Genomic DNA, 19698 nt, shown 5'->3' with positions numbered 1-19698 from the left:
GTGTTGCACACGCCCTACGCTAATGGAAACTAATTAAAATTCACCACAGGTGCTTTTTCTGCACCCGCTTCGGCTTTAAATTGTGGTTTGGCTTTAAAGCCCATAATCATTGCTGCAATTTTGGTTGGCATTTCACGTACTTGTTTGTTGTATTCTTTCACTGCCGTATTGAAGTTATTACGTTCAGTATTGATGCGGTTTTCTGTGCCTTCAAGCTGAGCTTGTAAGTTTAAGAAACCTTCGTGAGCTTTCAATTCTGGGTATTTCTCAACCGTCACCAATAAACGTGAAAGTGATGAGTTTACATCTTGTTGAGCGGCTTGGAATTTTGCCATTTCATCTTCGGTTGCAGTGTTTGGATTAATCGTTACCGCTGTTGCTTTTGAGCGAGCATCCATTACCGCGGTTAGCGTCTCTTTCTCAAAATTCGCTTGTCCTTTTACTGCATTGACTAAGTTTGGAATGAGATCCGCACGGCGTTGGTAAGCAGATTCTACGTTACCCCAAACAGAGTTAATATCTTCTTCGGCACGCATTAAGTCATTATATTTAGTCAGAGAGTAGCCGCCTAAACCTACGATTGCGATGAGTACGATCCATAAAATTTTCTTCATTGAGTTATCCTTGTAAAAGTTGGTTAAGAACATGGGGATTGTATAGCACAATCCCCAAAAGACAACAAAAATTACCTAGCTTTACAAGCGGTGATTTTTTGTCTTATTTTTGCGGTGCATTCGCCAATAATTTGGTGAGCAATTCCCAATAAATTTGTACCGCTGGAATATGTACTTTTTCGTCTGGCGAATGAGCATTGCGGATGGTTGGGCCGATAGAGACTAAATCCATGTTTGGATATACCTCTTTGATTAAGCCACACTCTAAGCCTGCGTGAATGACTTTGATTTGAGCTTCGAATCCTAACACTTCGTCATAGATTTTTTTCGTGAGAGACGTAATTTCAGAATTTGGTGCAGGTTCCCAACCAGGATAGTTGCCCGAATATTCGACCGTTGCTCCTGTTAATTGTGCTAAGGCATTTAAGCGACAACGCACTTCTTCTTTGCCGTGTTCAACTAATGAGCGAGATAAAATCGTGCCTACTAATTGCTCATTTTGAAGTGAAAGCACGCCAATGCTGAGTGAGGTTTCTACCACGTTTTTTACCGTATCACTATTGCGGATCACGCCGTTTGGCAACAGCGTTAAGAACTGCAATGCGGTTTGGGTTGCTTTTGCAGTAAAGGCTTTTTCGGCTGAATTTGTAGCTTCCGCAACCAGTGTTAAATTCGGTTCTGCTAAGTAATATTCTGCTTGGAATTGTGCTTGTAGTTGCTCAATGCAAGCGGTAATTTTTGCTACATCTTTTACCAAAAGGGTAGCGTGAGCTTCTCGTGGAATCGCATTGCGTACCGAACCGCCCGCAATATTTACCAGTTGGAAGACTTCTGCTTGATAAAGATCTAAAAGAATACGCGTTAATAGCTTAATGGCATTCACTCTGTTGGTGTGAATATCGCAGCCAGAGTGCCCACCGCGTAAGCCTTTCAGCGTGATTTGCACTGCTTGACTTTCTGCTTTTTCAAACTCAATAGGCAAGTGAATTTCTACATTTTCACCACCCGCACAACCGATATAAATTTCGCCGTTATCTTCGGTATCTGTGTTGATCATTATGTTAGATTTTAGCCAGTTTGGACGCAAGCCTAATGCTCCTTCCATTCCTACTTCTTCGCTCATTGTGAGAAGCACTTCGATTTCTGGGTGAGCTAAATTGGTTGAGGAAAGCACGGCAAGGCAAGAGGCTAAACCGATGCCATTATCCGCACCAAGGGTTGTGCCTTTAGCTTTGACCCATTCGCCATCTTGGTAAGGTTGGATCGGATCTTTCAAAAAATCGTGCACCGTGCTTGCGTTGGCTTGTGGCACCATATCTAAATGTGCTTGCAGGGCGAGAGTTTGGCGGTTTTCCATACCTTGTGTGGCAGGTTTACGAATTAAAATATTACCTGCATCATCACGTTCAACGAAAAGGGATTGAGATTTTGCCCAATCTACAATGAAATTAGCGATTTGCTCTTCGTGATAAGAAGGGTGGGGAATAGCACAAATTTTATCGAACCATTGCCAAAGTGCTTGTGGATTTAAAGAAGCAATTTCAGACATATAACACCTCATTTGTTTATTTCTGTTGAATATCGAGAAAACTCTACCGCTTGTAAAATATTTATATTCAAAAGCGAGAAAGAATATGCGGGAAATAATAGCACGAATGTCATTTTTAGGTTAGAATAACGCAATTTTTTTATTCGGCGAAACCTCAATTCGTCGATTTTTTATATTTTGGGATCTAGTTATGAGCGAAAAATACACAAATGAAAAATATGTTGTGACGTGGGATATGTTCCATATGCACGCACGCAAATTGGCAGAGCGTTTATTACCTGCTTCACAATGGAAAGGCATTATTGCCGTAAGCCGTGGCGGTTTATTCCCAGCGGCAGTGCTGGCACGTGAATTAGGCATTCGACACGTTGAAACTGTATGTATTGCAAGCTACGATCACGATAACCAAGGTGCGTTAAAAGTATTACACGCAGCACAAGTGGATGGCGAAGGTTTCATCGTTGTGGATGACTTAGTTGATACGGGTAACACCGCTCGCGAAATTCGCAGAATGTATCCAAAAGCGAAATTTGTGACTGTGTTCGCAAAACCAGCAGGTGCACCGTTAGTAGACGATTATGTTATTGATATTCCTCAAGAAACTTGGATTGAACAGCCTTGGGATTTAGGCATTCAGTTCGTTCCACCTCTTGCGAAAAAATAATCATCAAAATGGGTAATGAAGTGGATTCGTTCCCCATTTTCTCTTTTTACTCCCTTTATCTGATTTCCTCTTGAGGTTGTTATGAGTTTAGGTAATTTATATATTTTATCTGCCCCAAGCGGTGCAGGAAAGTCCTCTCTAATCAATGCGTTACTTGCTGATTTACCTCGCAACGAAGTACGTTTATCGATTTCTCACACCACCCGTAATCCTCGCCCAGCGGAAGAAGATGGCGTGCATTATTATTTCACTACTCACGCTGAGTTTGAGGCATTGATTGAGAAAGATCATTTCCTTGAATGGGCAGAGGTATTCGGCAACTATTACGGCACATCTTTGCCAATGATTGAAAAATCACTTGAACAAGGTGTGGATGTGTTCTTAGACATTGACTGGCAAGGTGCAAGACAAATTCGCCAAAAAGTGTCAAATGTGAAAACGATCTTCATTCTGCCACCTTCACGTGAAGAGTTAAAAAATCGTTTAGTGGGGCGTGGTCAAGATTCAGAAGAAACCATTGCAAAACGTATGGCGGAAGCGGAATCAGAAATTAGCCATTATAACGAGTTTGATTACGTGATTGTAAATGATGATTTCCAGCAGGCTTTGGCGGAACTTAAAGCAATTTTAACTGCCGAACGCTTGAAATTAGCCTCTCAAGAAATTCGTCATAAAGCGTTGATTGAGCAGCTTTTGGCGAAGTAATCATTGTATAGCATATACGATCTGTAGGATGGGCTTTAGCCCATCATTTACTCAATTGCTCTATTTAATGGGCTAAAGCCCATTCTACAATTAAGGAAACCGAATGAAATTATCCAAATTAACTTTTGCCGTCGCGCTCGGTTTAGCATTATCTGCATGCTCAAATATGAGCAACGATGGCAGCTTAGACCAAGCAAAACAAACCTATCAAAATTACCAAGATATTACTAAACAATTCTCTGTTGATGAACAATGGTGGCACGGTTATAACGATCCACAACTGAATGAATTAGTGGAACAAGCGATTAAAAATAACGTAGATCTTGCAAAAAGTGCCATTGCAGTAAATCGTGCCCTTTATAATGCAAATTTAGTGGGAGCAAACCTTGTACCAACCTTTAGCGGTTCAGCTTCATCATCGGCATCAAAAGGTGTTGGATCAAGTAACAATACCAATTCTGTTGGCACTTCAACGGTAAATAATACCGCAAGCTTTAACTTAAGTTACACTATCGACTTATGGCGTCGTTTAGCAGACAGTGCAAGTGCGGCAGAGTGGGAACATAAAGCGACACAAGAAGACTTAAAAGCGGCTCGCCTTTCATTGATTAACTCTGTGGTGGCAACTTATTACCAAATTGCTTACTTCAAAGATGCGATTGCGGTAACAAACCGCACCATCAAAAACTATGAGCAAATCAGCAATATCTTAAACAATAAATTGAAAGTGGGTGCAATCGACCCATTAGCGGTAGAGCAGGCTCAACAAGCGACCCTAAGTGCTCGTAATAGCGTGGTTGGCTTAGCAACAAGTTTAAAAACCGCTGAACAAACGATGCGTAATTTGCTAAATCTTCAGCCAAATCAACCGCTTCCATCTCGTTATCCAAACATTCTTAACGTGAAATTACAAGGCGTGGATACTAATGTACCCGTTTCCGCCATTGCAAACCGTCCAGATGTGGCGATGCGTTTAAATCGTTTACAAAGTGCGTTTAAAACCTTAACAGCAACCGAAAAAAGCTGGTTCCCAACTTTAACCTTAGGTGGAGCAATCTCGGGTAGTGCACGTTCAGCATCAAATGTGGCAGATAACCCAATTGCAAATGGTATGTTCTCATTTGATCTGCCATTCTTAGATTGGAATCGTGTGAAAAATAACGTGAAAATCTCTGAAGCAGATTACACTACCGCTCGTATGAACTACGAACAAACGATTACTACTGCATTAAACGAAATTGACAGCTATTACTACACTTACAACCAGTCACGTAGTAGTTTCGATTTATTAGAGCAAACTTACGAGAAAAATCGTAAGATCAGCACTTACTACCAAAACCGTTACAACCAAGGTGTAGCAGAATTCCGCGATTGGATTAGTGCGATGAATACCGAGCTGAGTTCACAAATTTCTTTGTTAAATCAAAAATATACGATTTTAACGAATGAAAATTTAGTCTATCAAGCGATGGCGGGAAAATATAGTCGCTAATAAAAATGAATAAGAGGTGTGCATAAATAATAGTTTGCACACCTTTTTCGTTTTCAAAAGAATGAAATGCTAATAAATTTGTAAAAAATCCTCTTATTTTTACCGCTTATTTGCTACACTTCTTCTCATTTACAAGCGGTTGATTTTATCAAACCGTTTGCAATCCTTTCTTTATTTCATCAACGAGGATCTTATGCTCAAAATTTACAATACGCTAAAACGTGAAAAAGAAGAATTTAAACCGATTAACCCCAACCAAGTTGGGATGTATGTCTGTGGCGTAACGGTTTACGATCTTTGTCATTTTGGGCACGGTCGTACTTTCGTTTCTTTTGATGTGATCGCACGCTACCTTCGCTACTCTGGCTATAACTTGTGCTATGTGCGAAACATTACCGATGTGGATGATAAAATTATCAAACGTGCGATTGAAAATAATGAAACTTGCGATCAGCTTGTTGATCGCATGATTGCTGAAATGCACAAAGATTTTGATGCGTTAAATATTCTTCGCCCAGATGTTGAACCGCGTGCAACCCATCATATTTCTGAAATTATTGCAATGGTTGAAAAGCTTATTGCCAACGGACACGCTTATGTTGCTGCAGATGGCGATGTAATGTTTGATGTGGAATCTTTCCCGAAATATGGGGCTCTTTCTCGTCAAAATTTAGATCAGCTACAAGCGGGTGCGCGTGTTGAAATCAAATCGGTAAAGAAAAACCCAATGGATTTCGTGCTATGGAAAATGTCGAAAGAAAACGAACCAAGCTGGGAAAGCCCTTGGGGAAATGGTCGTCCAGGTTGGCATATTGAATGTTCTGCAATGAATAGCAAAGAGCTTGGCGAACATTTTGATATTCATGGCGGCGGTTCAGATTTAATGTTCCCACACCACGAAAACGAAATCGCCCAATCTTGCTGTGCAAATCACGGTAATTATGTAAATTATTGGCTCCATACAGGAATGCTGACGATTGATAAAGAGAAAATGTCAAAATCGCTCGGTAACTTCTTTAGCATTCGTTATATGTTGGATTTATATGACGCTGAAAGCTTACGTTATTTCTTCTTAACAGCACATTATCGTAGCTTGCTTGACTACAGCATTGATAACTTAAATTTAGCACGTTCAGCACTAGAACGTTTATACACCGCATTGCGTGGGTGCGATCTAACTGTTCCTGCAAAGGGCGGAGAGCAATATGTGGAAGCGTTCAAAACCGCAATGGATGATGATTTCAACACACCAGGTGCATTAGCCGTTTTATTCGAAATCGCTCGTGAAGTGAATAAACTTAAAACAGAAGATGCCGAAACAGCAAATGGTTTAGCAGTTTGCTTAAAAGAGTTGGCAGGCGTGCTTGGTTTATTAGAGCAAGATCCAGAAACTTTCTTAAAAGGCGATGCGAATGATGATGAAGCGGCTGAAATTGAGGCATTAATCAAACAACGCAATGAAGCAAAAGCAGCAAAAAATTGGGCTGTAGCGGATGAGGTACGTGATAAGTTAAAAGCAATGAATATCGTGCTTGAAGATACGCCGAATGGCACAACTTGGCGTAAGTCCTAAAATGTCATACTAAACAAAATTTTTTATTTTATCTATTATGCCTACTAAAACCTCGCAAACTATATAGTTTGCGAGGTTTTCTTTTTAGATGGGACTATTCCACGCCAATCATTACTGAAGTTGCTTTAATGATTGCATACGCATCCTTACCTACTTCTAACCCCAATTCTTTAACTGCTGAGATAGAAATGGTTGAAGTAATTACATTACCGCCACCAATATCAATATGTACAATTGCATTTACAGAACCAGTTTCGATTGAAACGATTTTACCTTTTAATTGATTTCTTGCACTAATTTTCATTAAATATCCTTATTTGAAAAAGATTAAAAGAATCTACCAACACGGTAGAATCCCATAGTAGCACAAAAAAACACCACTCGTATAATCTTTTAAGGTTATTTATTTTGGTACCCATTTATAAGCGCTTGCCAATTTTGCTCACTAAAATGAATATTTAGTCGATTTTGTTCTTTATGAAACGATCTTAACAATCGGTCTAAATTACCTTGCTTCCAACCATTACCTGGCTGAATATAACACTTATCGAAATCAATAAGCCAAAATTGACCGCTTGTATCTTGCAAAATATTATGAATATTAAGATCAGTATGGTGAACTTGATGATTATGCAGCTGACGAATCAGTTTTCCTATTTGCTGATATTGTTCATCAGTCAGTATTCTACTTTGCAAGATCTGACTTAAGTCTCGAGTGTTCTCCACTTTTTCAATTATAATATCAGCACGATAACAGCAAAATCGTTTCTCAATTTGAATGGCAATTGGACGAGGAACGGGCAAACGCCAAGCGCACATTTTTTCTAGCAAACTAAATTCTTGAAAAGCCCGAGTATGTTCAATACCACGAAAAAGATAGCTATCTTTGATAACCTTGCCAAATAAGCCCCCTCTTCGATAATGACGTAAGACACTGTTTACCCCTAATTCCGCTTGCGTATTTAAAAACCATGTAATGCCTCGCCCTTTTGCAAAACCAAGCAAGCGGTCTGATTTTTTAAAATTTTTGCAAGTAAACATTTTTTCGAGCAATATTTGTTGATTTTGAGGTACAAGATTTGCGTTAAAATGATAGTAAAACATACGAGAATACGAATCCTAAAATTAATTTCTTAGATTTATTTTTTAATGTCAAAGAAAACTTCCTAAATATATCAGAAGTTGAAAATAAATAATAAACCTTAAAAACCTACTATATACATTTTTTGTTATCTTACTTTTCAAGTCCAATCTTCATTGATAACCCAACAAAAATGGTGCCACAAATTTTATTTAACCAGCTACCAATTGTTTGATTATTTCTTAATAAACAACCCAATGGGGAGGCTGCTATCACTAATATGATGCACCAAACGGTACTTGTGCCGAGCAAAGTTAAGCCCAGTAATAAAAACGGTAAAAAGGTATTTTCTAAGTTTGAGGTAACAAATTGTGGCAATAATGCCAAGAAGAATAACACTACTTTAGGATTTAATACGTTAGTAATCACCCCTTGACGATAAATTTTATAGAGTGGTAATTTCTCTAAATTTGGATTATCAATGACCAAAGGTTCACACCACATTTTGATGCCTAAGTAAAGCAAATAAACTGCACCAGCATATTTTAGAATGGCAAATAACTTTGTGGAGTGAGCAACAACACCCGCTAAACCTAAGGAAACCGCTAACACGTGAAATAGCATTCCCGTTTGAATGCCGAGAGCGGAAACAATGCCCGATTTTTTGCCTTCCGCAATGGTGCGGGTAATAATATAAATAGTATCTGAGCCAGGGGTAAGATTTAATAAAATACAAGCGGTTAAAAATCCCCAATAATTTACAATGTCATTCATCGTTTTAATCTTCCCTGTCTGAAATTATCAATAGTTAATAATGTGATCGCAAGAGCTAAACATATCATCAATATATAAGATTTCGAATCTAAACTTTCGCCAATAATAAATGAAATGGCAAGCATCACTAAAGGTTCCATATAGCCTAATAGCCCTAACACATTTACAGGCAATAAATTACTAGAAGCGATATAAGCAATAAATGCAATACCATTTACCAACCCAAACAGAGCAAGAATCGCATAAAGATAATGATTTTCTATTAAGATTGGCTGCATCTCTGTTTGAGAAATAAAATATAATGCAAAGGGAGTGACTAATAATAACTCAATAAAAAATGTAGCAAGATTATTAATATCAAAATAGCGACGTAATGTAATATAAAGTGGATAGCCAATGCCTGAGACCAATGTTCCCCAAGAAAAAGCCCCCGTTAAAATAAGATTTGTACCCACACCAATAATCGCAAAGATTAAAGAAAGCCATTTCAATAAGGTAAAATGTTCTTTAAATACGATTTTACCTAACGCAACAGCAACGATAGGTAACAATAAATAGCCAATAGATACGGGAATTGCCTGACCATTATTGGGAGCCCACATAAAAAGCCAAAGTTGCACGCCTGTATTTAGTGCAAGCAATAATAAAATAAAGATAAGCGGTGGATTTTTCTTTATTTTTTGCCAAAGCTGTGTAAATTTTGGTGTCTGTTTAAATAATAAAATCGCTAGTAAAATAAATGGAATCAATACAATAATTCGAAAACCAAACATACTTTCGCCACTTAATGGGCGCAATAAAATAGCGAAATAATACCCCAAGCCAAATAAAAAATTAGCTGTGATACAAAAAAAGACACCTTTTAACATTATTTTACCTTTATTTGCGCTTTATATTTCCGATGACTACGCCGAACAGCCTGAATACCATCTAATATCAATAATAAAATCGCGATTAATAAGCAAGACATTAAAATATAAGCATCTGGATTTAATTTTTCACCAATTAAAAATGAGATAAGTAACATCACGCACGGTTCAACATAACCTAATAAGCCTAATAAATTAAAAGATAAAATAGTGCTTGCCAACGTGTAAGAAATTAAAGCTGCCCCACTAATAATGCCTAATAAAGCAATAAAAATATAAATATGTGGATTCACCTGTTGAACTGCTTGCATATCAATTTTAGAAATAAAATAAATTGCCACAGGAATTAAAAATGCAATTTCAAATATAAAACTGTGTAAATGACTTAAGCCAAATTTTCGGCGTAAATAAAAATAAATCGGATAACCCGTACAAACAAACACGCTTTCTAAAGAGAGTTTTCCTGCCAAAATAATGTTACTCACCACGCCAATAAAGGCAAAAATAATTGCCAGCCATTTATTTCTTGAAAGCGGTTCTTTATAAACGATTTTGCCAAAAGCGACCATAACAATAGGCATTAATAAATAGCCCATGGAAACTTCAATCGCTTTCCCGCTATTCGGCGCCCATAAAAATAGCCACATTTGCCCACCGACAATCACAGAAGTGATGAAAATCACCAGAAATAATTTTGGCTCACGTTTTAATCGTTGTAGAAATAAGCTAAACTCGTTCCATTTCTTAAATAACAATAACGCCAAAAATAAGCAAGGCAGCGTCAAAACCATACGAATACCGAACACGCTTTCTCCTACAAGAGGTCTTAAGTGAATGGCTAAATAATATAAACAGCCAAATAAAAAAGAGGCTGTTAAAGAAAAGAGTACGCCTTTTAACATAAAGAATTGAAAATGAAAAATAGAGAGGAGTTTATTAATTTAGAGCAAATTTGCTACATTTGTATAGGGGCGAATTAAATTCGCCCCAAAATATTAACTTTAAGGGAAAAGGTAATTTACCCCTATATCAATCGCAACACCATTGTGTTACAAAATGTTAGTCTTGCTTATACGTTTTCAAAAACTTCGCCAATCTGCCAATCGCTTCTTCAAGCTGATGGACATAAGGCAATGTTACCACGCGGAAGTGGTCTGGTTTATGCCAGTTAAAGCCAGAACCTTGCACTAGCAACACTTTTTCTGCTTGAAGCAAATCGTAGATAAATTTCGCATCGTCTTTAATGCCATACATCTCGGTGTCGATTTTCGGGAACATATACATCGCACCTTTTGGCTTCACACAGGTAATGCCTGGAATTTGTATCAATAACTCCCACGCTTTGTTGCGTTGTTCGAGCAAACGTCCACCAGGGAGGATAAATTCATTGATACTTTGGTAGCCGCCCAGTGCCGTTTGGATCGCATGTTGCATTGGTGTATTTGCACACAAACGCATTGAAGCCAACATATCCAAGCCTTCAATAAAGCCTTTCGCTTGGTTTTTTGGACCGTTCAATACCATCCAACCTTGGCGGAAACCTGCCACGCGATAAGCTTTGGATAAACCGTTGTAAGTGACTGTCAATACATCAGGTGCAAGAGCAGCAATGTGGTGATGAACTGCACCATCATATAAGATTTTTTCGTAGATTTCATCAGCAAAAATAATCAACCCGTATTGGCGAGCCAGTTCAGCAATTTCTAATAAAATTGCACGGCTATACACCGCCCCCGTCGGGTTGTTTGGATTGATGATCAAAATCCCTTTGGTGTGTGGGCTGATTTTTGCTTTGATATCTTCAATATCAGGGAACCACTCATTCTCTTCATCGCAAAGGTAATGCACCGCTTTCCCTCCTGCTAGCGTTGCTGCCGCAGTCCAAAGTGGATAATCAGGCATTGGAATGAGGATCTCATCGCCTTCATTCAAGAGCGCTTGCATTGACATCGTAATCAGTTCTGATACGCCATTACCGATATATACATCATTCACGTCCATTCCACGCATACCTTTTGATTGGTAATACTGCACTATCGCTTTACGTGCAGAATACAAGCCTTTGGAATCACAATAACCTTGCGCAGTTGGCAGGTTACGAATAACGTCCACTAAAATCTCATCAGGGGCTTCAAACCCAAATGGGGCAGGATTGCCGATGTTGAGTTTGAGAATTTTATTGCCCTCTTCCTCTAAGCGAAGAGCCTCTTTGTGAATCGGACCGCGAATATCGTAGCGAACCTGTGCTAATTTATCTGATTTTGGAAAACGTTCCATAATGCTTCCTGTGTTGTGTTTAGATTTAAAACGGATTTTTGAACTTTACTCTGATTTTTAAGGAAAATAAAGAATAATTATATTTGCTCTAAATTTACTTATAAAATCAAACACTTACACACCTCAAATTTATCTCATTTCCGAAACCCTCCCATTTTTTCCGAAACTCATTTTTTAACCACTTCATCTTTATTCACTTTAACCAGTGTGCTTTTGTGCTGGTTGCCCTAAAATAACCACTTAGAATGCGAGCGGTTGGCGTTTAAATTTAGATATATAAAGTTATCTTAAACCCTATCAGGCCAAGGGTCAGACGTTGGCCATACCATCGCTGGCGGTCTTAGATTTTTTGGCCCAATATCAGGAATTGCCTCATTGCCTTTTATTTTAGGGTCTATATGGTAAGGGGTGAATCTCATAAAATTGGAATCACCTACACCACCTACATAGACTCCAGCAACAGCCCTATTTGTGTCATCATCAAACAAGCTAAATCCACAAGATTCATCAGCTCTAAAGCCAAGAGGAATCCCACTTGTACCAATAACTTCAACCCTTCCTGGCTGTCTTGGTAGATACCCTTTTTCTGTTTTGCCTAAATAACCAAACAGCCCCCAAGACAGCCCCCCCATGTGACAAGTCACAAAGTTGCCTTGCCTGCGGAATTTAATATAAGCTCCAGGCTTTAGGTTTTTTGTTACAGCATTAACTAAACCTGTATCACCATCGGTAACCACCCATTTCCCATTCCGTTTTTGCCATTTCCATGCACCTACTAGACCGCCATCTGACGACTCATAGATAGTCCCATTGGGTTCATCGCCTGTTATTTTGCCATTCGTTGTAGTAGGTTTGTCAGGTCGACCTACACCAAGCACAACGGTTATGGCTTTAATATCTCGCCCGATTTGTTCTATGACATCGGGGAGTTGTTGTAAAAGGTCCATTAGCTATTTTTCCCACGTTGATAAGCTGCCTTTAAGTCCATTGCTTTTAAGGCGTTAATTTGCTCAATCACTCCATCTAAACTCTGTTTAAATTCTGTCAGTTTAGTGGTTAATGCCTCAGGGGCACTGCTTCCACTTGCTTTGAGTTTGCGTAACTCTTCTGCTAGCTCACGGAATGTATCTAAATCGGCGGATACCTCACCGCCTAATAGGTCATTTTTAAGTTGGGTGACCTTAGTATCAATTTGAGCCAAAATCGCTTTATCTTGCTCGCCTAAGTAAGTCGCAAATTCGGTCAATAATTGTTGAATAGTTTGTGTTGTCATAGTCGTCCTATTTTGTAGTTGAGAATTAAATCGGATAAAGGAGGGATAACTGGCTGTGCAATTGCCAATTTTGCTACTTTGATTTTAATTGGCTTTTTAGTCCAAAGTCGTACGTGAATTTGGGGTTTATCACGAATGCGGATAGCGATTTTTTGCATTATTCGTTCCTCGTAATATCGGGAATTAACGTGAAATCACCCCCCACGAGGGTTGTGACTTTTTGGTTTGGGTCGATACATTGCAAATCCCATTGTGCTTGTTCCCAAGTCTCGTTTTCGGTTTTGCTGTGTGTGATGACTACGTGAATCAAGTTGCCTTCGGTCGTAATTTCGCCTGTTTCGCTTGAGAGTTTGATAATGCCACCTTTGCCGGGTTTGATATGTAAGTCAAAGCGACATTGTGTTAGCTCAAGCGTTGGCGATTCTTCGAGGACTTCAAACGTCCAGCCATCATCATCGCCGCGTATCATTTCTAAATTAACGTTTTCCATTTTTTCTCCAAAAGAAAACCGCTTGCATTGCTACAAGCGGTCAAATTACGCTAATAAATTACCATTTCGTTTTTGTTTAACTAACACCTCCAATACTTTTGCTTCAATCGTTTTACCAAGCTGTTTTGCCTCTTTTTCAGAGGTTTGCCCTTCGGTTTGGCTGTGAGTGTTGCCATTATGATCAACGTTTACAGTTATAGTGATGGTGTTATTTTGGCTTGCTTGAGCGTTATTCGGTAATGTTGGCACAGTGCTTGAGCCACCAACCAATCCCCCCGTTGCGTAGCCTGTTGAACCACCGTAGTTAAGTTGGTCGAGAAATCCGCGTCCAAGCCGTGCAGTGGCTTCTTTGGTAATCACATATTCGCCTTTGTGGACGATACCTGCAGGTTCATATTTGCTACCGTTGCCTGTGTAGCCGCCTGTTGCCCACGTACCCATGCCATAAGTAGCGTTACCATTAACTTCTGTACTACCTACTAAACCACCTCCAGAAAAGCCTCCGAATGCCGCTTTTACTGCATTTAAGATCATCATCTTAATAATCATCTTGGAAATATCCGACAAAATAGAAACGGTGAAGCTGCGGAAATCGGCTTTACCTGTCATCACAAAATTGGTGAGTTGATCTGCCATTCCGTCTAGGGCTTGTGTGGTAATGTTCGCTACTTGTTCCATCGTATTACCTGCCGTTTTTGCCCATTCTTCCCAACCTTGACGAATCCCATTCATTGGGTCGGCTTTATCGGCTGTACCTTTCCATTTTTCATATTCGGCATCGGTTCGGGCGATATTTGCCTGCTCAGTGGTAAGTATGTGTGCTTTTTCTAATGCCTCAATTTCAGCTAATTTCTGACGATACCCTTCCATTGCAGCAATTAAAGGTGAGTATTTTGCACCTAAATTTTGGCGTGCCCGTGCAGCTTGTTCGGTGGTTAATGCACCACCTTTTTCCAATTGTTGTATATCTTGCAACTGCTCTTTGAGTTTATTTTGATAAGCAATTTCGGGAGCATATTGCCCCACTAACTCTGAGCGTTGTTTAGCATATTGCTGTCCAATCAGCGTGCGGGCTTTTTCCGCTTCTTCTTGAGTCACCACACCGTGAGAGAGGTGTTTTTCAAGCTCACGCATTGCTACATCTTGGGCGTATTGGATTTTTTCCCACGCGGTGGCATTAGCATTGACTAAATCGTCGTAGTATTTATCCCACTCATTGCGGTAGTCTTCGGAAGATTTCTCTTTTTTGGCTTTTTTGTTGCCTTTGCCGTTTTTATCTAATGAAGGTGTATTTTTTAATCCTGCCCATTCGCCTTCTTGGTAATCGCCGTTTTCCTGTTTTTCTTTTCTGACCCTATCGCCTGCACTTTGCAGATAACCTGTTACACCACGAATAGTCTCTCCCACATAATCTCTTGAGAAAGAATCGCTCATTGCTTGGCTAAGATCCGATTTAATTTGGTTTTGAGCTTCTGTTAATTCCAATTTAGGGAATTTTACTTGCATTGCAGAAGTATCGAATAAATCTCCTAAACCGACGGCATTAGACGCAGAATTAAATAACGACAAAAAGGACGATAATCCTTGAGCAAGATAATTTAAACCACGCTCGATAATTGAAATAAGCGAATTGATAGCAGATTTACCAATTGCTGAGAACGCATTCGGTAAATCCCCCCAAATAATTGAAATGGCATTGTAACCAGCAACAAATAAACCAATTATTGCATTTGTGCTTTGTTGCCAAGCCTCTACAATGAGATGAGCTGCACTAATAACAGCCGAAAGAGCACTTTCCCAAAAGCCCGAAGTTTGTTTTGTTGCATCGTCCCAATAAGAAATAACCGCTTTAGCCGCATTACTCATCAATGAGGTAAAATCTTGCCAAACACCTGTTGCCACATCACCCCACGTGGTACCAATTTCAGAAGCCCCAAAGGTCATATCTGATAAAAAGGCATCAAAAGCGAAAGCGGCAGCAGTAATTACAACCGTAAGTGCACCAAGAGGATTAGAAAGAACTGCCACCGTTGCACCACGAATTGCAGTAGTTAATCCTACAAAACCTGTTTTCAGTAGCCCCAAAGCATTGATACCTTGCGTCATATTCGCTAATTTTGATGTAGCACCCCAAGAGAGATAAGCAACTATCGTATAACCTATTGATTTTGCTAATACATCAAAATGCTGTGCCAGAAAACTGACTGACTGTGCTAAGGCACTCATTACCCCACTGCTATTTAAGCCATCAACAAATTTCAGCCACGCATTTTCCATTTGCTGCATTGCTTGCCCGAAGGTCATTGGCATTTCGTCAAACTTCGCGGAAATCTTACCGCTTGCACCGCTGATTGCTTCAAATAAAACTTTAGAGGTAATTTTCCCATCAGAAGCTAATTTCTTTACTTCTGCACGGGTTTTGCCCATATATTCCGCCACCACATCTAAAATAATCGGGGCATTTTCAGCAATGGAACGGAACTCATCGCCTTGGAGCACGCCAGACCCTAATGCCTGTGAAAGTTGCAATAATGCTGATTTTTGACTTTCGGCATTCACACCGCCCACTGCCATTGCTTTATTCAGCGTTTCGGTGAATTTCAATGTTTGATTGGTGGTCACACCTAAATCGGCTAAGGCTCGTTTAGTGCTGACAAACGTTTGCGTGGTCGCTTCAAGACTGGCATGCGTGTTTTGGCTGATTTCAAATAAAGCACGTTGTGCGTGAGTATATTCTGCAATGCCACTGGTCACTTGTTTGACCTGACTGTTAAGTGATTGCATCGTATCTGCCATATTGATGATATGTTTAGCAAAACTTGCTAGCCCGCCTAATGCTAATAATTTGGTCATTCGATCTAGTCGAGATGACACTGCATCGACCGCTTGCTCCGCTTTGCTAGATTGGCGAGCAAGAAGGCTTAAATCATTACTTGCGGTGCGTGCTCCTCTCGCATTTACTTCTACTGATAATGTTGCTGTTGTAACCATATTGACCTCTTAAGCAGCGATTTTTTGATAAAAACCCCGAAGTGATGCAAACTTCGGGGTTTTGTTTTATCTATTCGGCTTACACCTCAATCATTCCCTGCTCTTTCATATAGCTGTAAATACGGTTGAGCATTAAATCTTGGAACGATTTGCCAATATCACCCTGTGTGAGCGGGGCGAACATAATGGCGTGTGCTTGTGTGCTATCTAGGTATTTGTATTCCGTTACAAGCGGTCGAAATTCAGTGATTTGTTCCGCCTCTTCCGTGCCTGTGCCGATAGCGTAAGTCACGTTCATTGAACCGTCTGAATTCATGGTAAAACCAGAGATGGTTGAATAGACTGGGTTTAAGATTTTGTTGAATGTTGCCATAAAGGACTCCTATTATTAAAAAAAGCCATGGTGTTATCCATGGCTATTGGTTAAATGTTTATAAAGTGAATTTGGGCTAAACCTGTAAGGCTTATCTATTCCAAGGCATTCTGCACACCATTCCGAACAAAAATATTTTGTCTTACTGTCTTTAATTCTTAAGACAACACCTAGTGCACCGATAAGGTCATATTTCGAGCCTTTTGTCTTTTCAAAAAATGCCATTACTTCCTCTAGTGAGATTTCTAGTTCAACCAAATCCCATCTCTCTGGAGGTAGCTCCATTATTTTTTTACGCACTCCCCCATCTCGATTACTTGCGCTAAAACAAGTGTAAATCTTAGATGACTGAGGGTTAGATATTACTATCTCACAATGACTATATGGCCCGTGCGTAAAAAATCTTATAGCATCATCAAAAAAGCGGAATAATGTATTTTTAACACTATTCCGCTCTCGTTTATGCTTATAAAAAGCAATCACCACTTTAGACATAAGATTGACTCCATCCTTGGTTAAGGTCGATATTTTCAGGCGTATCTGATTTATCAACTTGCGCTTTTAATACTTCGGCGTTTCGGTAATCGTGATCTACTTTGCCCTTGATTGCTTGTGCCAATGCTTTAAATGTATCTAAATCAAATTGCACCCAATCATTTTCGATTGTTTTCCATTGTCTCGGCTCAAAAGTACCTAATACAATTGTTAGTCCCATACCGTCATATTCCTGGCGTGCCACTTGGTCAGTATGAAAATGTCTAACTTGACCATTTGGTAAAGTGACCTCTACACCTGTACGAGTTGCTTGCAAACGTTTCTCTTTTATGATTTCCCATAAAGCATTGCGTTTTTGAGCTAAATTTTGTTGAATTAGCTCGTTGTCAATTTCCCATTCGTGTTTTTCGTCATTCCACTTGTGATTTTCGCTTGGTTTGACGCCACTACAACCCACGGTATATTTATCTATACGCCAAAAATGACCTTTCGCATAAAGCGTCTGTTCAATTTTTTCACGCTCTTGATCTGTAATAAGGCAAGTTTCCTCTGTAATTTCTTCTTTACGGTTAATTACAGAAATTAGTTGTTGATCGAATAAAAATACTTGCATTTGTTTCTCCGTATTTTATAAGTTAGGAATTTCATTAAAAGATGGTAAATGCGACACATCTATTATATCTAAATATATCTCGCCACTTTGTATTTTTCTATGAGACGGGATATAGTGTAAGTTGTTTTTCTCTGAACTATTTGCTAAATTTGTTCTAAATTTAGTTCCAGATAAATTATCAATGATTAAAGGCGTTATAATAGATCTGCTTGTTTTTTCATCATAAAAATATATTGTAGGTGGCATAAGACAAGCAATACGTCTGTCTTTATAAATATTACTATGTCTTTCAAAACTCCTATCAAACATATTTCCGCATTTTATACTTTCTAACGGTTTATATACTTTATTATTCAACAATACTTCTTTAAAAACTTTAATACCATATTTAGCTGTATCTAAAGTATTATCTACAAATTCAAATAAATGAAAACCAAAATCTACGTGAAAAAACGGATTATCGCCATTATAACAGTTAGGATTTATTGCATAATCCCAATCAGGAGACATTGGTATAAATCTTCCTTGATTAGATTTATATCTACTTCTAGCAAAACTCTCATCAGGATAAATCATTAAATTCGATATTGATGGAAAATCTTGCTGATTATCTTCCATTTCTTGGTGAAAAAATTTTGATTGTGGTTCTATAAAAAGTAAACAATTTTGGTCGACAGGTAACTTTTTTACAAAAATAGCACTATGTAATGTACATTTATAAGATCTTTTATATCTTAAATATTTAACAGGAATTTCCGAAGCTATCATTTTACGTTGTAAATTAGGCAATGAATAATGTTGATAATTCATTGACATACCATAATTTGTCATTGAGAAAGTCTCCGAAAATCTGCCATAATAACACCATAACCAATAGTAATATCAAAATAACTATCTGCTGAAAATTGAATATGGTCTAAAATATATTTATTTTGTGAACTAGACCATTCAATTTTAGGGCAATGGTATAAAAAATGATCTGAATGAAACTGCTCTATTCTTACGAATGGTATATAATTTAAATAAATTGCATTTTTCCCATACTTTCTAACAAATTCTAATCTTTTACTTTCATTCAGATCTATATAATCTTTATTTAATTGAATTTGATATTCAGGTGGAATATTTATTCTATGGGTATGCCCTATAATGTGGGCAGTACCTAATTCTAAATAATAACTATCTAATATGCTATTATTTATCCGCAGTCCATAATTACTCATACTTATTTCCACACTTGCGAAATATGATCTAAATCATAATCACATTTAACTTGCTGACGATAGAATGGTGAGCCCTCAACTTGTGTTAATGCTCGCAATGCAAACAAACTCGGATCAACACTAAATCTAGGGCAATCATTGACAGTCAAAAAGGTTACTAATGATTCTCCACGTGCTAAAAATGCTTGTTTATCTTTCCAGCTTACAAGCTCAATCGTGGTATTTTTATTGATGTAATCAATAGTCAAACGCCCAGCAATATGCCAGGCGCAGATAGGTTTTTCTGTAAACGATTTGTCAATCGGTACAGGCTCATCGATGTAATACATAACTCTCCTTAGGATAATTTACCCACTCTAACAACCTCTGTTCCGCCATCCCAAACGTGTAACGCTCTTGTAGCACTGGATAACTCAATACCACCACTTGCATCTCGGCTAATCAGTCTAAAACCACCATTAGACTGCACTTCGAACAACGTGCCATAATTACCGTTTAAACGACCAATTTGAAGCGAGCCACCAGTGATAGCACCTAAATCCGCACTAATCGCCGACAAGCTTTCCACATTCAACTCTTTCGCCGTAATAGACTTACTTGCAATATGTTTCCCCGCAATCGTGCCACCAACAATCTCATTGC

General features: G+C 38.7%; 24 protein-coding genes. 4 read left to right on the top strand and 20 right to left on the bottom strand.

Features of this window, described 5'->3' with window-relative positions; all coding sequences use genetic code 11:
* Window positions 1-29: 29 nt before the first annotated feature.
* Both B0184_RS05810 and B0184_RS05805 read right to left on the bottom strand, forming a co-directional pair.
* Window positions 30-614: a LemA family protein gene (locus tag B0184_RS05810; RefSeq protein ID WP_005707963.1), complete on the bottom strand. Its 585-nt coding sequence runs from the start codon at window positions 612-614 to the stop codon at window positions 30-32.
* Window positions 615-717: 103 nt separating this feature from the next.
* Entirely contained in the window at window positions 718-2163 is a 1446-nt protein-coding gene (locus tag B0184_RS05805) for an aminoacyl-histidine dipeptidase (protein ID WP_005707966.1), read from the bottom strand.
* A gap of 190 nt (window positions 2164-2353) precedes the next feature.
* Between B0184_RS05805 and gpt the strand changes: the two genes are divergently transcribed.
* The 4 genes from gpt (at window position 2354) to cysS (ending at window position 6597) form a co-directional block, all read left to right on the top strand.
* Window positions 2354-2827, top strand: a complete 474-nt coding sequence (gene gpt, locus B0184_RS05800) for a xanthine phosphoribosyltransferase (RefSeq protein ID WP_005707974.1) — start codon at window positions 2354-2356, stop codon at window positions 2825-2827.
* An 81-nt stretch (window positions 2828-2908) separates the two neighbouring features.
* Window positions 2909-3532, top strand: coding sequence for a guanylate kinase (gene gmk / locus B0184_RS05795; RefSeq protein ID WP_005707956.1), 624 nt, complete (start codon window positions 2909-2911; stop codon window positions 3530-3532).
* Between the two features lie 103 nt (window positions 3533-3635).
* Window positions 3636-5024, top strand: a complete 1389-nt coding sequence (tdeA, locus tag B0184_RS05790; protein ID WP_005707959.1) for a toxin/drug exporter TdeA — start codon at window positions 3636-3638, stop codon at window positions 5022-5024.
* A gap of 193 nt (window positions 5025-5217) precedes the next feature.
* A complete protein-coding gene (gene cysS / locus B0184_RS05785; RefSeq protein WP_005707970.1) occupies window positions 5218-6597 on the top strand; it encodes a cysteine--tRNA ligase in 1380 nt (459 codons plus the stop codon).
* A gap of 94 nt (window positions 6598-6691) precedes the next feature.
* Here the strand turns inward: cysS and B0184_RS05780 are convergent, their stop codons facing one another.
* From B0184_RS05780 to B0184_RS10545, 18 genes are all read right to left on the bottom strand, one after another.
* A complete protein-coding gene (locus B0184_RS05780) occupies window positions 6692-6901 on the bottom strand; it encodes a TOBE domain-containing protein (protein WP_005707948.1) in 210 nt (69 codons plus the stop codon).
* A gap of 95 nt (window positions 6902-6996) precedes the next feature.
* On the bottom strand, window positions 6997-7701 hold the full coding sequence (locus B0184_RS05775) for a 3-deoxy-D-manno-octulosonic acid kinase (protein WP_005707949.1): 705 nt from the start codon (window positions 7699-7701) through the stop codon (window positions 6997-6999).
* Window positions 7702-7831: 130 nt separating this feature from the next.
* Window positions 7832-8452, bottom strand: coding sequence for a LysE family translocator (locus B0184_RS05770; protein WP_005707969.1), 621 nt, complete (start codon window positions 8450-8452; stop codon window positions 7832-7834).
* Complete coding sequence (rarD, locus tag B0184_RS05765; RefSeq protein WP_005707946.1) at window positions 8449-9321, bottom strand: EamA family transporter RarD; 873 nt, start codon at window positions 9319-9321, stop codon at window positions 8449-8451. The genes B0184_RS05770 and rarD (B0184_RS05765) overlap by 4 nt, the downstream gene beginning before the upstream one ends.
* Window positions 9321-10223 (bottom strand): EamA family transporter RarD, encoded by a 903-nt coding sequence (rarD, locus tag B0184_RS05760; protein ID WP_005707967.1) that lies wholly within the window; start codon window positions 10221-10223, stop codon window positions 9321-9323. The genes rarD (B0184_RS05765) and rarD (B0184_RS05760) overlap by 1 nt, the downstream gene beginning before the upstream one ends.
* Before the next feature lie 157 nt (window positions 10224-10380).
* Entirely contained in the window at window positions 10381-11598 is a 1218-nt protein-coding gene (locus tag B0184_RS05755) for a pyridoxal phosphate-dependent aminotransferase (protein ID WP_005707952.1), read from the bottom strand.
* 287 nt (window positions 11599-11885) lie between these two features.
* The gene (locus B0184_RS05750; RefSeq protein ID WP_078177650.1) at window positions 11886-12545 is read right to left on the bottom strand and encodes a hypothetical protein; all 660 of its coding nucleotides are present in this window, start codon (window positions 12543-12545) and stop codon (window positions 11886-11888) included.
* On the bottom strand, window positions 12545-12871 hold the full coding sequence (locus tag B0184_RS05745) for a hypothetical protein (protein ID WP_078177649.1): 327 nt from the start codon (window positions 12869-12871) through the stop codon (window positions 12545-12547). Before B0184_RS05745 ends, B0184_RS05750 begins: the two co-directional genes overlap by 1 nt.
* Window positions 12868-13029 (bottom strand): hypothetical protein, encoded by a 162-nt coding sequence (locus tag B0184_RS10550; protein ID WP_005709049.1) that lies wholly within the window; start codon window positions 13027-13029, stop codon window positions 12868-12870. Before B0184_RS10550 ends, B0184_RS05745 begins: the two co-directional genes overlap by 4 nt.
* A complete protein-coding gene (locus B0184_RS05740) occupies window positions 13029-13361 on the bottom strand; it encodes a hypothetical protein (protein ID WP_078177648.1) in 333 nt (110 codons plus the stop codon). Before B0184_RS05740 ends, B0184_RS10550 begins: the two co-directional genes overlap by 1 nt.
* A gap of 45 nt (window positions 13362-13406) precedes the next feature.
* Window positions 13407-16352 (bottom strand): phage tail tape measure protein, encoded by a 2946-nt coding sequence (locus B0184_RS05735; RefSeq protein WP_005709706.1) that lies wholly within the window; start codon window positions 16350-16352, stop codon window positions 13407-13409.
* 79 nt (window positions 16353-16431) lie between these two features.
* The gene (locus B0184_RS05730; RefSeq protein ID WP_078177647.1) at window positions 16432-16725 is read right to left on the bottom strand and encodes a hypothetical protein; all 294 of its coding nucleotides are present in this window, start codon (window positions 16723-16725) and stop codon (window positions 16432-16434) included.
* A gap of 33 nt (window positions 16726-16758) precedes the next feature.
* Window positions 16759-17220, bottom strand: coding sequence for a hypothetical protein (locus B0184_RS05725; protein WP_039851223.1), 462 nt, complete (start codon window positions 17218-17220; stop codon window positions 16759-16761).
* Entirely contained in the window at window positions 17213-17833 is a 621-nt protein-coding gene (locus tag B0184_RS05720) for a DUF4376 domain-containing protein (protein ID WP_005708401.1), read from the bottom strand. The genes B0184_RS05725 and B0184_RS05720 overlap by 8 nt, the downstream gene beginning before the upstream one ends.
* A 15-nt stretch (window positions 17834-17848) precedes the next feature.
* Window positions 17849-18643: a hypothetical protein gene (locus tag B0184_RS05715; RefSeq protein WP_143413727.1), complete on the bottom strand. Its 795-nt coding sequence runs from the start codon at window positions 18641-18643 to the stop codon at window positions 17849-17851.
* Between the two features lie 17 nt (window positions 18644-18660).
* Window positions 18661-19056, bottom strand: coding sequence for a hypothetical protein (locus tag B0184_RS05710; protein WP_039851220.1), 396 nt, complete (start codon window positions 19054-19056; stop codon window positions 18661-18663).
* Between the two features lie 2 nt (window positions 19057-19058).
* The gene (locus tag B0184_RS05705) at window positions 19059-19385 is read right to left on the bottom strand and encodes a hypothetical protein (protein ID WP_005708399.1); all 327 of its coding nucleotides are present in this window, start codon (window positions 19383-19385) and stop codon (window positions 19059-19061) included.
* An 8-nt stretch (window positions 19386-19393) separates the two neighbouring features.
* Window positions 19394-19698: hypothetical protein (locus B0184_RS10545; RefSeq protein WP_158077814.1), on the bottom strand; the 305-nt coding region annotated here is incomplete at its 5' end.

It is taken from the genome of Haemophilus paraphrohaemolyticus (assembly GCF_002015045.1).
Classification (GTDB): Bacteria; Pseudomonadota; Gammaproteobacteria; order Enterobacterales; family Pasteurellaceae; genus Haemophilus_A; species Haemophilus_A paraphrohaemolyticus.
This window is presented reverse-complemented; position numbering and strand designations above follow the sequence as displayed.